Source organism: Psychrobacter piscatorii (assembly GCF_043641605.1).
GTDB classification, from domain to species: Bacteria; Pseudomonadota; Gammaproteobacteria; order Pseudomonadales; family Moraxellaceae; genus Psychrobacter; species Psychrobacter piscatorii_C.
This window is the reverse complement of the sequence record NZ_JBHZRK010000004.1, coordinates 19,163-32,129: the sequence shown is the minus strand read 5'-3', so window position 1 is coordinate 32,129 and position 12,967 is coordinate 19,163. Positions and strand designations below refer to the sequence as shown.

General features: G+C 46.9%; 18 protein-coding genes. All 18 read right to left on the bottom strand.

Annotated elements, in window-relative coordinates; genetic code table 11:
- The 18 genes from ACHUET_RS05055 to ACHUET_RS04970 all read right to left on the bottom strand — a co-directional run bounded on the left by ACHUET_RS05055 (nucleotide 1) and on the right by ACHUET_RS04970 (nucleotide 12,891).
- Nucleotides 1–654, bottom strand: coding sequence for a phage baseplate assembly protein (locus tag ACHUET_RS05055; protein WP_394211177.1), 654 nt, complete (start codon nucleotides 652–654; stop codon nucleotides 1–3).
- Nucleotides 651–1,652 (bottom strand): hypothetical protein, encoded by a 1,002-nt coding sequence (locus ACHUET_RS05050; RefSeq protein WP_394211175.1) that lies wholly within the window; start codon nucleotides 1,650–1,652, stop codon nucleotides 651–653. The genes ACHUET_RS05055 and ACHUET_RS05050 overlap by 4 nt, the downstream gene beginning before the upstream one ends.
- Nucleotides 1,622–2,122, bottom strand: coding sequence for a hypothetical protein (locus ACHUET_RS05045; RefSeq protein WP_394211173.1), 501 nt, complete (start codon nucleotides 2,120–2,122; stop codon nucleotides 1,622–1,624). Before ACHUET_RS05045 ends, ACHUET_RS05050 begins: the two co-directional genes overlap by 31 nt.
- A gap of 1 nt (nucleotide 2,123) precedes the next feature.
- The gene (locus ACHUET_RS05040; RefSeq protein WP_394211171.1) at nucleotides 2,124–2,339 is read right to left on the bottom strand and encodes a hypothetical protein; all 216 of its coding nucleotides are present in this window, start codon (nucleotides 2,337–2,339) and stop codon (nucleotides 2,124–2,126) included.
- 9 nt (nucleotides 2,340–2,348) lie between these two features.
- The gene (locus ACHUET_RS05035; protein ID WP_394211170.1) at nucleotides 2,349–2,618 is read right to left on the bottom strand and encodes a hypothetical protein; all 270 of its coding nucleotides are present in this window, start codon (nucleotides 2,616–2,618) and stop codon (nucleotides 2,349–2,351) included.
- A gap of 18 nt (nucleotides 2,619–2,636) precedes the next feature.
- Nucleotides 2,637–3,131, bottom strand: coding sequence for a hypothetical protein (locus ACHUET_RS05030; RefSeq protein ID WP_394211168.1), 495 nt, complete (start codon nucleotides 3,129–3,131; stop codon nucleotides 2,637–2,639).
- A gap of 9 nt (nucleotides 3,132–3,140) precedes the next feature.
- A complete protein-coding gene (locus ACHUET_RS05025) occupies nucleotides 3,141–3,761 on the bottom strand; it encodes a hypothetical protein (protein ID WP_394211166.1) in 621 nt (206 codons plus the stop codon).
- Between the two features lie 97 nt (nucleotides 3,762–3,858).
- Nucleotides 3,859–4,488: a hypothetical protein gene (locus tag ACHUET_RS05020; RefSeq protein ID WP_394211164.1), complete on the bottom strand. Its 630-nt coding sequence runs from the start codon at nucleotides 4,486–4,488 to the stop codon at nucleotides 3,859–3,861.
- The gene (locus ACHUET_RS05015; protein ID WP_394211162.1) at nucleotides 4,476–5,939 is read right to left on the bottom strand and encodes a hypothetical protein; all 1,464 of its coding nucleotides are present in this window, start codon (nucleotides 5,937–5,939) and stop codon (nucleotides 4,476–4,478) included. The genes ACHUET_RS05020 and ACHUET_RS05015 overlap by 13 nt, the downstream gene beginning before the upstream one ends.
- Complete coding sequence (locus tag ACHUET_RS05010) at nucleotides 5,923–6,252, bottom strand: hypothetical protein (RefSeq protein WP_394211161.1); 330 nt, start codon at nucleotides 6,250–6,252, stop codon at nucleotides 5,923–5,925. Before ACHUET_RS05010 ends, ACHUET_RS05015 begins: the two co-directional genes overlap by 17 nt.
- Nucleotides 6,249–6,668, bottom strand: coding sequence for a hypothetical protein (locus tag ACHUET_RS05005; protein ID WP_394211160.1), 420 nt, complete (start codon nucleotides 6,666–6,668; stop codon nucleotides 6,249–6,251). Before ACHUET_RS05005 ends, ACHUET_RS05010 begins: the two co-directional genes overlap by 4 nt.
- A gap of 11 nt (nucleotides 6,669–6,679) precedes the next feature.
- Complete coding sequence (locus tag ACHUET_RS05000; protein WP_394211159.1) at nucleotides 6,680–7,219, bottom strand: defense against restriction DarA-related protein; 540 nt, start codon at nucleotides 7,217–7,219, stop codon at nucleotides 6,680–6,682.
- Nucleotides 7,220–7,352: 133 nt separating this feature from the next.
- A complete protein-coding gene (locus ACHUET_RS04995; RefSeq protein WP_394211157.1) occupies nucleotides 7,353–8,252 on the bottom strand; it encodes a hypothetical protein in 900 nt (299 codons plus the stop codon).
- Nucleotides 8,253–8,334: 82 nt separating this feature from the next.
- Nucleotides 8,335–9,723 (bottom strand): hypothetical protein, encoded by a 1,389-nt coding sequence (locus tag ACHUET_RS04990; protein WP_394211155.1) that lies wholly within the window; start codon nucleotides 9,721–9,723, stop codon nucleotides 8,335–8,337.
- Nucleotides 9,724–9,826: 103 nt separating this feature from the next.
- Nucleotides 9,827–10,738 carry a hypothetical protein gene (locus ACHUET_RS04985; protein ID WP_394211154.1) on the bottom strand — a complete coding sequence of 304 codons (912 nt, stop codon included), beginning with the start codon at nucleotides 10,736–10,738 and terminating at the stop codon, nucleotides 9,827–9,829.
- An 86-nt stretch (nucleotides 10,739–10,824) separates the two neighbouring features.
- Nucleotides 10,825–11,553: a hypothetical protein gene (locus ACHUET_RS04980; protein WP_394211152.1), complete on the bottom strand. Its 729-nt coding sequence runs from the start codon at nucleotides 11,551–11,553 to the stop codon at nucleotides 10,825–10,827.
- 41 nt (nucleotides 11,554–11,594) lie between these two features.
- On the bottom strand, nucleotides 11,595–11,948 hold the full coding sequence (locus ACHUET_RS04975) for a hypothetical protein (protein ID WP_394211150.1): 354 nt from the start codon (nucleotides 11,946–11,948) through the stop codon (nucleotides 11,595–11,597).
- 73 nt (nucleotides 11,949–12,021) lie between these two features.
- Nucleotides 12,022–12,891, bottom strand: a complete 870-nt coding sequence (locus ACHUET_RS04970; RefSeq protein ID WP_394211148.1) for a prolipoprotein diacylglyceryl transferase — start codon at nucleotides 12,889–12,891, stop codon at nucleotides 12,022–12,024.
- Nucleotides 12,892–12,967: the final 76 nt, after the last annotated feature.

The following is a 12,967-nucleotide window of genomic DNA, read 5'->3' as shown; positions in this document are numbered from 1 at the left end:
TTATTGTGGTGCGCCAGTGTTGCCGCCGCCTTCTTTCACGCCGTCGTGAAGATGGTATCTCACTGAAATGTTGCCAGCGGTCATATCAACCGTTGAGTGCACGCTGCCGTTAATGGTCTGATTGCCGTAAGACACGCTGTTGCCGTTGATCGTTTGGCCACCATTGATCAGCTGATTGCCTGTCATAAAGTAATTGCCAATTTGGTTGATATCGCCTTTTGCGTTTGTCTCAGCATTGATATTTAGCTCAGTGGCGTTGATGGTCACGGTATCGGCATCAAGGTTTATTTTGCTGGCTTTTAAGTCGATAAAGTCTTTAGCGCTTAGCGTTATGCTGGTACGCGCTAGTACCTCAATATTCTCTTGGCGTATGCGGCGCACGTCCACGGTTGCGCGACCTTGACCGTGACGGCGATAAAAAGCCACCACTGGCATTGATACATCGCCTTGCTCAAAAAATACCCATACATCAGCGCCCACCAATAGCTCGCGCTCGGTGTCCAAGTCGTCATCACCAATGGGGTACGCCAGCATAGCGGTGATACCCTCTGCCAAGCCGTCCGTTAAGCCAGCAATAGTGACTTTTGCGGTACGATTAACCTTGTCATAGCTCATCAGCTTGGCGGGGTGCATATAAGGGGATATAAAGCTCATTGTTTGGTGTCCTCGACCTGTGCCAGCCATGCTTTAGTTGCGGCAACTGATTGGCCACCCATAGCCCCTGTTTCGTACTTGTGAACGCCAGTGAGGGTGACTAATGACTGATCATCAACCGATATGATCGCGCCAGCGTCCAAGCGCTCATCTAGCTGGCGAGTGATCGTGGCTTTAGTGATTAAAATGCGGCGTAAGTTCTGTAATTCGCGGGTATCGGCGCGGGGATAATACTGTATTGATCGCTCAGCTCTTGCTGTGCCTAAAATGTCCGATCCGTTGTCATCGATCGATAAATAATTAACATTGCTGTGCCTGACGGCGTTCGGATTGTCGATCCACTGGACGGCGCTTTTATCAAACATAAGCGCATTGCCGCCCATCAACTCATTTAAGCGTATGACGGATAAGCCGCTTTCGGTGTTGCATACCACGGCGGCCTCACGCTGCAATGCCAGTGCAATCGCTGCGGTTGGTAACTGCCCTTTTAAGCAAGTAAAGCTGGCAAGTTTAACGTCACGCTGGATTCTCACCTTTGCACCAAGTGCGCGGTAAACTTCATTAAAATTGGTGTTCTCTAGGTGCACCGCCTTATTGGTCACGCCTAGTAGTGCTTCACAGCCAGCGATAATAGCGATCACGTGAATAGCCGCAACACGGCGGCCAACCTTGATTGACTGCTCATTGATCACTTGCGACTTAACAATTACCAACGGCACGCCTTTTGGCGTGGTCATCTTGCGACCAATGGTAAATAAATCACGCAATCTGTCATCAGCCTTTACCACCAGCTCCAATGTCACTGGTACTGGCACAAGGTCGGTTCGATAGATTGCGCTGATTAGATTGCCGCCGCCAATTTGACTACCATCTTCAAGCTGAATATTCACGCGTTTATCCCAAAATTGATGATTGTTTGGGGTGTGGCCGCCAGTAGATCGGCGGCCACGGTTTCGATTTTTTTTGGTTAGGCTAGGTAGGTGATTAAAACCTGACATTTACTTAAATCGATCTTGTCCATATTGTCTTGGCTAGTGAAAACAAAGCTGATATTTTGGCTATTTATTGAAGTTGCAAAAGTATTGTGTGGGTAGTATTGTGAAACGGTATTTTGTATGACGACTTCGCCATACATATTTTCCACAGTCGCACTTAGGGCGATGATCTTACTAATATCTAACCCATGATCAGCTGTCTGACTGCTGGGGGATAATTCGTTGTTCTGAACAGAACCTTTTATCAGTTTTTGCTTAATCTCACGACCATCATCTAAAAACATGCCGCTACTGCCGCTAGCTGGTGGCGTATCGCCGCCTGTTTCGGGGTTGCTTGGCGCGGGTTCGGCGGGTTCCATTTCAGCCAGTTTTTGCTTTAAAAAACTTTTTAACTCATCAGTAGTCTCACCGATCTTGCCAGCCATAAAAACGCCGATTTCGTCAATTTGCTCTTGGGTGTAATACTTTGTCATCCTATAGTTCCTCTTGGGTTGGTTGTGCGGCGGTAAATGCCGCGTTGAAGGCTGCGGTAAACGATGAAATATCGCTTGCAACCTCAATGCTTTCTAATTTTTGCTTGTCATCATCTGTAAAAGCGTTGGTGTTCTCATTAGACTCATATTTTGTTTTAATGGTTTCAGCGGTTTCATTCGTACCACCAAGACTCGGGCTACCAAAACTTTGAGACATAAAAATTCCTTATCTTATTATTACTATTTTGCGATCTTTGCTAGCATTGTCAGCGTTTAAGCGCAACCATACTGGTGTTGATCGGTGAAAGTTTGCGTGCTCAAATAATTTGATCTCCATAAACGCATCTGTGTCGCTGGCGGGTTCGTTGTCGCTCACAACCAAGTCAAACAACAACTTGTCATAAGATCTTCGATCACCAATCGATTGCACCTCACACTGGCCGTCCGATATCTTCGTCCAAGCCGCCGTGATAGTCATAGTGGTAGTGTCTGTCATAACTGCTCCATTATGTTTTTAAGATTGCCATACCAGCCAAGGGCTAGTCTCGGGGTAGCGCGGGTCGTCTTCGGGTATCTCAATGCTAAACGGCTGGAATTGAAACGCCTCTTTTTGCATTGTCTTTACCGCATCATCGTATAGCTGGCGTGCTTCACTTGACGACATGCCAGCGGGTTGAACGCCCAAATTCTGCGCCCCCTCCATGCGCCGCGCCTGAACGAGATCGCAATGAGCGCGGATAACTGGCTCAACAATTACCCAGTCATCCACCCCCAAAACCGTGTTTTTATCGATCACCAATAGCGGTTTATCACATGACTCATCGCTTTTGGGGCAATGCTGCAACTCGCCTGACCACCCCGCGTATTTTTTGGTATTGATAATAAAAACCTTAACCACATCGCTGAGCAATAAAGAATAACCAGTCGTTAAAAGCTCATCATACAAATCATTGGCTGCATCCTCGATCGTGCCAATGACGTGATTCACGTCTGTATCATTAACGCTCACAAGGCCGCCTTAACCAAAAATGGTAACGTTGTCTGAACTGAATGTAGAGGTTAGGCCGCCAAGTGCACCTAGTGCGCTGTTTAAGGTGTTGGCGAAAACGTCTGTGCTTGATGAGCCTAATTTGCTGTCATTACCAAAGAAGTTATAACGGCAATTTGCCTGTACCTGTAGGATCTGACTACGGCTGGCCGCATCGATCTCACCGCCGCCGTCAGCAAACGTAATCGCGCAATCGATCAGCTCATATTCACGCAAGCCCTTGATGTTATCGCCGTCATCAACAAAACCGTCATAAACGCGTGCCAGCGGGATAACGCCGTCATGAATATTTACTAGATCGTCTGCAAACTGTGAAATAACGCCGCTTTCGGTTTCAATAAACGTCCACTGACTCTCAAAATTGGTTTTACGCGTGCCAGCGGCGTGCATCTGCAAGCCGCGTGCTAAGTCCACATCAGCGGGGTCATGGTGGCTGCAAATTGGGCGCTGGAAGTTTTGTAGCAGCATGTATAGGTTTTCGTAACCATCAATAACCAACACGGCATTACACGCCAGCATAGCCGCGCCTAATGACTTCATGGTTTGATACTGCTTACGGTAGGCCGTTAAGCTCGGGGTTTTTGTTTTCATGAAAAAGCCTTATCAATGAATGAGTGATAAGGCTATTTTGACAAGTTATCAGGCGGGGCTTTTAGGGGTGTTCCATTGGTGATCTATGATCTAAGGATTAGTACGGTGAAAAATTACCTATCTGATATAGCGTGCCAGCGGCGGCAACGGTTAACCCTGTGTCGTCCGTGCTCAGGCTAACGGCTATCTCAGGCACGACGTGCCAAGGTACAAGGCGGGTCATGGTTGGTGCAAGCTCTGATAGCTCGGCAATATTTACGGACGCATCGATCTTGATACGCACGCGACTGGTTAAAAACAATCCAGCGGCGCTTTTTTCTCTGACATGATTTGGATAGCTACTTGCCAGCGCTTTTGAGTGCCACAGCTGCTTGATCTCGTTTTGGTTCGGGTAAAGCATGTCTAAAACAAACTGCAAAAACCCTAGGCCACGCTCACTGGCCATGGCCTCCCAATTTGCATAAATAATGCTCATCAGCTTATCGCTCAGGCCGTCATCATCGCGCCGTAATACCGCAAGGCCGTTTAGCTTAGTAAAGCGCTCAACAACGGTACGACCGCCCTGCCAAGGCACGCCGTAGCTGTAAATATCGTTTAACTGGTCGATCATTTGATCTTGAATGGTAGCGACAAACACGCCAGCCATGGCGCGTTCTAATTCATTGGCAGCGCTACTGTGCAAAATTGGTGATAAAAAATCACTGGCTGTTAAGATTACATTGTCCATGTCGCGTTACCACTGTCTGCCGTTCGGGTTAAGTTGATGGTTATGCTGTTATTGTTCAAAAACGCCCACTCATGGGGTTTTACTGGATTAGTGGTTACGTCTTCACTACTCACGGTAAAATCACTAATACGATCTTGAAAGGCTGATATGTCGGTACGCAAGCGCGTTGCAATCTCTAATTGATTGAACCCATCGGCGTTATGATGGATTGCGGCAAGTGATCCTTTGCCGTAGCTGGCCAGTAACAATTCTTTGATCTGTGTGCGTACTGAGTCTATATCGTGCACCGCTGCCAAGCGCCCTGTGATCGTAATACGATATGGTCGTTCAACCACAGCCCTAACCCTAACGCGCCCCTCTAACAAGCTGTCAGCGCGTGCTACTAATTGCTGAATATCGGTGATCAGCTGGGCTTTCTCACTGGACACATCGCTTTTGGCCACTACTGCAAGGTTTAAGTGATTGATGCTATCCAATGACGCGCCGTAGTATTTCTCATTGGTGGCCTCATTCCATATTGCCATGTAATTAAAACGGCTCATAAAGTGCTGCATAACCAAAAAGGTAAAATTACCCATAAATACCGCGTTACGATCGTACATTGAGGGGAAGCTGGCCAGCAATCTAAGCTGATTGATCGTTAATGGATTAGTGCCAGCGCGGATCATATCGCCAGCTTTAAAATAAAGGTTTAACTTGCTTTCATCGCCAGTATTGATCTCACTAAGCGCGGCTTGTCCTAGGCTTGCCGCATCGACCTCACCATAGCTCTGAGTGATTGCAAACTCGTATACTTCACCCGCTTGTACGGTCTTGCCAGCGCGATCGCTCGCCCCAAAAACGACATTAATATTGACCAAATCGTCACTTTGTAAGGTGTAGGCTGGCGCGTCTACGGCGGCGTTCATAAATTTAGGCGTATGCTTGTAGATCTCGCCAGTGGTCGTGTTGGTAATGCCAATGCCTGAAAAATAAGCGCCGTCAGTGGTTGATAGCGACACGGTATAAAACGGCTCATTTACTGGCGCGGTCATGCTCACGCGATTAACCACGCTTTGCTCAACCAACACTTTTTTTACCTCACCTGCGCTCAGTGTTAGTGAAGCAAGCAAGCGCCATTGTCGCCCTGTGCCGTCCTCGATAAGTCGGCCTTGCGATAGCGTCAAGGTGGTTTGCGCGTTGTTTTCAACGGTTAGAAGGTGCTGGCAAGGTGTGGCCGTTGGTAGTATGCCTTTATTGATTGCATCGGCAATAATGGTACGGTTTTTTGACTTAATAAACGGCTCAATCGCGTTCACATCATTGTCGCGCTTTAAAAATAACGCCGCCTCAACGATTGAGGTTAGCATGGCGCGGACGGTCGGATCACCCGCACGCCAGCGCTCGGCGACCTCGGGATAGTCGTTAATATTGCTGTTTATACTTTCTAATATTTTATTGCGCTCTGACATTGTAGTAGTCCTGATCTAACGTTTCTGTGGTTGACTCGCCAAGCTCGATATCAATACCGCCGACTCTTAGATAGACATACAGCTGGTCATAGCCAACGGTGGTCGTATTAATACTAAGCTGGCTATCATTAAGCTGGTTTAGTAGCGGAATATCACGGCGCAACTGTGCTAAAAAATTATCGGCATTATCGGTGCTAAGCTCGCGCAATAGCATGTTGCGCACGTCCGCGCCGTAGCTTTGGCCAAAATAGCCGTTCGGCGGCGTGGCCAACCAATGATCGATCATGTCTTTTATCTTCGGTGCATCAATCATGGCCAGCCCTGCTCATCTTGGTTTGTTTTGATGGGTCGCTTACGTGCTGTGTCATCAATCGCTGCCAGCTGAGCAAACGGACTGTGTGCCACAAAAACAAGCATCATTAGCAGCCATAGCAGCCCCACGCCTATAACCCCTAGTATTACCAGTAAGCCTACCCCGCCAGCGCCCCACGTCTGCGTTTGTACCATCAGGGCATAAAAACGCCACAATAAAAACAAGTAGAACGCGGCAAACGGCACGGTAGCGCTGGTCGCAACTTTAGCGGACTTAGATAGCGCCACGCCAAGCGTGGCGCTACTCATCATATTACCTAGCGCTTTAATGCGTGCCTTAGAATCAAAAAATAAGAAGGCAAGGATCATCCACGCTGCACCAGTCAAAAAAGCGTCTACTATGTAGCTGTTTTGCATGATCTCACCTATTATTTATTGGATTCTTTGATTTTGGCCAACTGATCTGTCAGCTCGGCCTTTTCGGTTGCTTTGTTTTGAATGATCACATCAAGCTCTTTGATCTCATCGAGCAAGGCGTTACGCTGCTGTGCTTTATTCATTGGTCGGTTGCCACTGCCCCCGCTGGCGGGTGTCTTGCGTACTTTCATCTTGGCACGCTTAGCATCAAATTTTTTCTGCCCTGTCTTAATCATGGTGGCCAGTGCATCAACTGAGGCGTTAAACGAGTCGTCATAGCTGTTATCAAAATCGCCTGATAGCGGGATCATCTTACCGTTAACATCGATACGGAATATGTCGTACTTAGCGCCGTCATCAACCAAGCGTAAATAGATCTTGACCGTTTGGCCGTTCTCTAACGCCATACTGACTGGTCGCACGCTTGCACCTGATATGCGCTTGACCTTTTCAACCTCGGTGGCCACGATCTTTTCTTTTGCGCTATAAGACAAGCGTTTTGAGAAGTCGGCAACCAATTTGGTTTTTTTTGTGATCTCGGATAGTTTCATGTGCCACCTGTATAAAATGAATATTAATGTTTATCCCTCTATTGTAGGTGGATCGCTTGGCGGGTTATTGGTGGTGTTCCAATAAAAAAACCGCCCCGTATTGAGGCGGTTTTTTATGGCTGGCTAGTCGTTATTAAGAGTTAAAATAACGCGCTGCCCCTGCCTTTTGTAAGGCGTTTAGGCGGTTTTTATTGCCTTTGTAAAGGTTCAGGCGCATACCTTTACCAAACGATCTCATTTGCTTTTTGATAGCAGAGCCAGTACCCGCTTTACGGCGAGCTTTTTTAAGCGCGGCTTTTTGGCCAGCCTTTAATAACGGCTTGCCCCCAATGCGTTTATTGATCGTGACTTTTTTACCGTTACGAATGGCCTTAACCGCTTTGTAGGTTAGCGTTTTACCGTTGACCTTTTTCACGGTCTTTTTGCCAACGCGTAACTTCTTGCCAGCGGCATCAAACTGCGGCTCTTGACCATCCACGCTATCAAACGCGCCTGATTCTTCGGCATCGCCCACGTCTTCGTCGCTATAAGCGAACGCGGCCACAAACACATCAAAATCATCACCATCATCAGGCATGTTTTCTAATACCGTTTCAGCGGCGGCAAGGGCTGCTGCGTCTGCCACTTCGACATCATCATCAAAAAGATCATCAATTACTGAGTCTTCAACGCCTAGGGTTGATAGTGCGTCTGCTACGTGTGCTGAGAATACGACCTTAACGTCTTCATCGATACCGTCGATATCTTCATCGTCATCATCAACAAACGCTTCAAGCATCAGCGCGTCTAGCACTTCGCTTGGTAGGATATCTTCATCGTCATAATCGGCTTCTGATAGCGTGGCGGCCAGCATAAAGACAACCGATAGCGCCTGAATACGCATTTGACTGGTGGCTGCAATCGCCATACGCTCACTGATCCGATCAGCGCCCAACTTGTCGGCGGCATCTTTTGGATTCATTGCATCAAACTGGGCTTGTTGGCGCTCATGGTTACGGTCACGGCGGCGCTGGTTCATCATTGGGTTTAACATAGCTTTTCCTTGAAAAAATGGTTATTTACACTGTGATTAATGCTGATCGCTAACGCTGGCGTGATAGCGATCAGTGGGGTTATTACTTCGTTACTGTGGTTTCTAAAAACGCTTGGCGTGCGCAACCTTGCGGACGGCGGCTAAACTTGATATCTACTTTACTGAATGGGTCGTCAGCGCGTGGCGTGATACTGAGTGCGTAATAACGACCGCCAAGCTCTGACGACTGCACTAACAAGCCCTTACCGCTATCATCAACAACGCATGAATCCAAAAAGCGCTCACACTCGCTGGTTGCATCTTTGATATAACTACTCATGCCTTTCAGTAAGTGCTTTTTAGCAATGCCGATCACCACATTGGCGGTATAAGTCTCAATCTCGGATGAATTGATCAGGCGCAAGGCGCTGGTCTTGCTGTCGTACTGGGTCAACGCATCGCCATAAATCCAACGATCACCGCCCTCAAAACGCTCATTAATAACCACGTTCACGCCAGCGCTGGCAAGCGCGTTTTGTGCTTCTTCATCCAGCGTTAAGCCGCCTATTTTCTCTATATCGCGGAACGATACTGGGAAGTCGTAACCTGCGATTGGTCGATAGATTGGCGGTATGCCAGCGGCATTGGTGGCTGCATTGCGCAACAATAATTGAGCGAGGTAATCACCAACACACGGTCGCCATTTTTTACGCGCCAGCACGGTTGTTGCATTGCTTGGACGTGACTTGTTAGGGTTCCAAAACACCCAAAAACGATGATCGTTAATGCTTAGTGTTTGAGTCAGTGCTACGGCTGATTGCCAGTCGGTGATATTGCCGATATCGAGCAATACATGACAGTTAAGTTTACCCATCACCTCTGCCAGCGCTTCAATGTGAGGTAGGCTGGCCACGTCACAAGTGACTAGGTAGCGTGGACGATCGCGCATGTCTAACAACGCGTTTTTAAGCTCTGTTGGTGTCAGGTCGGTTACGGTGCTGGCTGGTACGGCCAATTCAACTTGTTTTGTGCGATAAGCGCCAAGCTCGTTTAACGCGTCCATGGTTTTAAGCGCTGTTTTGATCGCTGCTGCATTGCTTGCGCTATAACTGGTCGTGACGGACTCGAAAAAGTCGTACTGGCTATCCAATGCGCCGTGAAAGTCTAGCTTGCCTGTGACATAACTAAAATTATCGGCGTGCTGTTCTTCTAATGCTTCAACGCCGCCACCAGTGTATAAACGGCCTTTTAATTCCGTTATCGTACTGCCGTCGATCTTGTCATTAAGGCTGATCTTAAAAACAAGGTTGTCCAAGGGGTCAGCGGCAGTGGTAAAGGTTTTTTGATCAACCACCATGACTTTTGCCACGACGTTTGAATCAAAAGCGTATTCCGTGACAAGCTCTACGCTTGCCAGCGCTGCGGGATTTGGTGATTCCGTCAACGCCATAGAAGACGCTAGAATACTTAAATAAAGGGTCTGAGCGCTCATAATAAAATGCCTATACTGTGTTGGTATTCCATCAGTATAGGCAAGGTTTGATTTGGGCTTTTAGGGGTGTTCCAGCACATATCAACGGTGGCTGCGTGTTTAGCTATGTCGGCGGCACATACTCAACTGTTGGCATAACAACCTGAGCATTTAGGGTGTATGATCCGTCCGAGTTTTTAACGGCTGGCGTGATACCTCGATCTAAGAAATGCTGTTTTTCTGACGCTGTGTAATTGCTGGGGTCTATAATAAGGTCGAAAATATCATAGTCGATATTGCTATCAGGTTTTCTGCTAGCAGGGTAAAGCGTTAATGATACCGTTTTAACCTGTACGCCGTCTGGCACTGGCATTCCATAATTTGCAAGATCCTCTGCTAGTACAGCCTCATCCATCCCCCATAGGTAAAAATACTCGCTATCCAACCCCGCTGGCATGTCGTTAGGCGGCCATGATTGAAAACCATCATCACCAAAGCAGTTAAACGACACGTAAAGATCATCGCCGCCAAAAAACCAAAACATACTCTTAAAAAACCCCTTTTCTGATCCAATGTCTGATATTGGCGGTGGTAGATCACCTATCTCTGCTTTTATCTCCCCGCCATTAATACTGTAAACAAGACCGCCTATATTGCCGTCTAGGTAGTCAATCTTGGTATTATTTACCGCCTTGATAAATCCCAAATTACCACCACCACCACCACCACCACCACCTGCACCATCACCCCCGCTACTCTCATCATCACTGTTACCAGTACGTAAAATACTCACCTCACTCACACCACGCTTGAACGCATCTTCTACCGCTAGATAGTTAGGGTTAGAAGGGTCGCGGCCTAATAGCGCTTGGTAGTTGCTGGCAGTCACTTTAAATGGTTTGTCCATACGGCCACGCTTAAAACGGCCAGTGATCACACCATTGGCCAATGACGGCAAGCTGTTTGTTTCTGTCTTATCGATAACGCCCTGATACTGCACACCAGCGGCGCTACCTAACGTTTTACTCTCGATCATAATAAAAAAGCCTATATTGAGTGATTTATTACTCAGTATAGGCGCGGCTCGGATTTCTCGTTAAGGCTGTTCCACAGCTTGATGATTTAGGTTGGTCGCGGCGGCATCTCTGTCAGAAGTAATGTCATTGAGCACTCTGCGGCAAACTCGATATAATCTCCATCTGAATAATACTTAGCTGGCATCAATCCTTTTTGTTCCAATTCATTAACGGTGTTTGTCAGGCGCTCTTTGACAAGATCAAAGATATCAACATAAGGTGCATCAAGCCCACCAAACGGATCAAGGCGCTGTATTTCAGCCTGACTACATCGCATTATTTTAAGCGTAGCTTTTTCTGCATTAATAACCAATTCACCACTCACTGCATATTGATTTACCAATTCTTGCAACTCATCAAACGGCGTACTTTGTACCAAATCCACCCACTCTTGTTGTGTAAAGCTACTATCTATAGGCACGGTTTCACTAAGGTTTTGTCTAAGGATTTCTTTAGTAAAACACACAAGACTGGTACGATTAATGGGATAATTAGGTTTTAATTCACTATCAAAAATCGTACCGTAGAACACAGTATCATGCTCATTACTGTGGTTGACCCTTGGTAAATAAAGCCCCCACCCTCTAGTGTAAAAATCCTCATTCGCTAAGAAAAACTGACTGAGCAAGGCTAGGATAACAGCATCGTTAAAATCCACATTCGGTGACTGATCCACACTTGATCGAAAGTTGGTATCTCTAAATTCAATGATAAAAGGTGCTTCATCATTGAACTGTACTTTTGCACATGCTGCATAAAACCATTCATTAGACATAAAAAAATACCTCTTGTGTTTTTGAGTTTAAAAGATATTAATTAAGTCTGTGACATACCAAAATTAGGGTCAGGCAGTGGTAGCGCTAAATCAAGATAGCTATACCTTGAAACATTCTCGCCCAAGTTGCCGCCAGTGCGTAAAATACTCACCTCGCTAATACCGCGTTTAAACGCGTCTTCTACGGCTAAATAGCTTGGGTTCATTGGATCACGTCCTAACAATGCTTGATAATTGCTGGCGGTAACTTTAAACGGTTTATCCATACGGCCGCGCTTAAATCGGCCAGTGATCACACCATTGGCCAATGACGGCAAGCTATCTGTCTCTGTCTTATCGATAACGCCCTGATACTGCACACCAGCGGCGCTACCTAACGTTTTACTCTCGATCATAATCTTGTCCTTATGACTTTTTAAAGAATAGCGACCATAGCTAAATTATGGCCGCCACTAGATAATCAGCTTCTTAGTTGATAACGCGCAATTTATTACCGCGAGTGTGGTTGTACTGCTTCACATTACGCAAAATCTGATCTTTATCTGCCGTAGCTGTGGGATATATCTTTACTGTCTCTTTAGCGGGAACTAGCGTACTGGTCGCTGTCTCAAAAAAATTGAACGCACCAGTATTAAAAACGGCCACATGGTCTTTATCGTCTTCATCGGCTGGCGTGTTGCTTTGTAGCTGGTTTCTTCGATTAAAAAACGGATGTCTCCACGCTGATTGGTTGTCGGCTTGCTCATCGGCTGTCTTGTCTTGCTCTAGCGTCTGAGTAGTCGGCGCTTCATCATTGGGTGCTGTACTATCGGTGGCTGGCTGATCTGCCGCTTCTGCTGGCTGCTCAACTTTGTTTGCGTTAGCGTCATCGCTGTTACCAATATCTGACGGCGCATCATCGTTGGTAACGTTACCCATTTGACTAGGTTTTTCGCTGTCGTCTGCGCTTGCGCTACCTGAACCAAGATCGGCGCTTGCTTCACTATCGACCTGATCACCATGCTCGCTATCAGCATCATCTTGAACCGTCTGTACGTCTTCATTTGTATCATCCTTATCATCTGCTGGTACTGGCTCGTCACCGCCTAAAACTGGCTCATCTTGCGGCGCTGGTTGATCACTGTTTGCTTCGGCAAGCGCGGCTTCAAAATCAAAGCCCTGATGATCCAGTAAGCGCCATGTCAGCTCTGACTTATTATCAGCGCTTAGGTAATCCACCTCGGCTTCGGTCAATAGATCTTCTATCTGATCAGCGGTGTATTTTTTATACACGCGTTTGAACTCTGTCAGCTGCTCTAGTTGCTCAAGATTTTCAGGTAATTGCTTAACGTCTGTCATATCGGTAATCCTTGGGTATTGGTTAAAAATAGATTTAAAAAAGCCCTGCTGCCACTCATGACAGCAAGGCTTTTAG

Excerpts from the sequence above, each read along its gene's own strand:
- ACHUET_RS04995 (WP_394211157.1), bottom strand. The coding sequence starts at position 8,252 with ATGTTAAACCCAATGATGAACCAGCGCCGCCGTGACCGTAACCATGAG.
- ACHUET_RS04985 (WP_394211154.1), bottom strand. The coding sequence starts at position 10,738 with ATGATCGAGAGTAAAACGTTAGGTAGCGCCGCTGGTGTGCAGTATCAG.
- ACHUET_RS05045 (WP_394211173.1), bottom strand. The coding sequence starts at position 2,122 with ATGACAAAGTATTACACCCAAGAGCAAATTGACGAAATCGGCGTTTTT.
- ACHUET_RS05015 (WP_394211162.1), bottom strand. The coding sequence starts at position 5,939 with ATGTCAGAGCGCAATAAAATATTAGAAAGTATAAACAGCAATATTAAC.
- ACHUET_RS04970 (WP_394211148.1), bottom strand. The coding sequence starts at position 12,891 with ATGACAGACGTTAAGCAATTACCTGAAAATCTTGAGCAACTAGAGCAG.
- ACHUET_RS05050 (WP_394211175.1), bottom strand. The coding sequence starts at position 1,652 with ATGTCAGGTTTTAATCACCTACCTAGCCTAACCAAAAAAAATCGAAAC.
- ACHUET_RS05000 (WP_394211159.1), bottom strand. The coding sequence starts at position 7,219 with ATGAAACTATCCGAGATCACAAAAAAAACCAAATTGGTTGCCGACTTC.
- ACHUET_RS04975 (WP_394211150.1), bottom strand. The coding sequence starts at position 11,948 with ATGATCGAGAGTAAAACGTTAGGTAGCGCCGCTGGTGTGCAGTATCAG.
- ACHUET_RS05005 (WP_394211160.1), bottom strand. The coding sequence starts at position 6,668 with ATGCAAAACAGCTACATAGTAGACGCTTTTTTGACTGGTGCAGCGTGG.
- ACHUET_RS05040 (WP_394211171.1), bottom strand. The coding sequence starts at position 2,339 with ATGTCTCAAAGTTTTGGTAGCCCGAGTCTTGGTGGTACGAATGAAACC.
- ACHUET_RS05010 (WP_394211161.1), bottom strand. The coding sequence starts at position 6,252 with ATGATTGATGCACCGAAGATAAAAGACATGATCGATCATTGGTTGGCC.
- ACHUET_RS04990 (WP_394211155.1), bottom strand. The coding sequence starts at position 9,723 with ATGAGCGCTCAGACCCTTTATTTAAGTATTCTAGCGTCTTCTATGGCG.
- ACHUET_RS05035 (WP_394211170.1), bottom strand. The coding sequence starts at position 2,618 with ATGACAGACACTACCACTATGACTATCACGGCGGCTTGGACGAAGATA.
- ACHUET_RS05025 (WP_394211166.1), bottom strand. The coding sequence starts at position 3,761 with ATGAAAACAAAAACCCCGAGCTTAACGGCCTACCGTAAGCAGTATCAA.
- ACHUET_RS05020 (WP_394211164.1), bottom strand. The coding sequence starts at position 4,488 with ATGGACAATGTAATCTTAACAGCCAGTGATTTTTTATCACCAATTTTG.
- ACHUET_RS04980 (WP_394211152.1), bottom strand. The coding sequence starts at position 11,553 with ATGTCTAATGAATGGTTTTATGCAGCATGTGCAAAAGTACAGTTCAAT.
- ACHUET_RS05055 (WP_394211177.1), bottom strand. The coding sequence starts at position 654 with ATGAGCTTTATATCCCCTTATATGCACCCCGCCAAGCTGATGAGCTAT.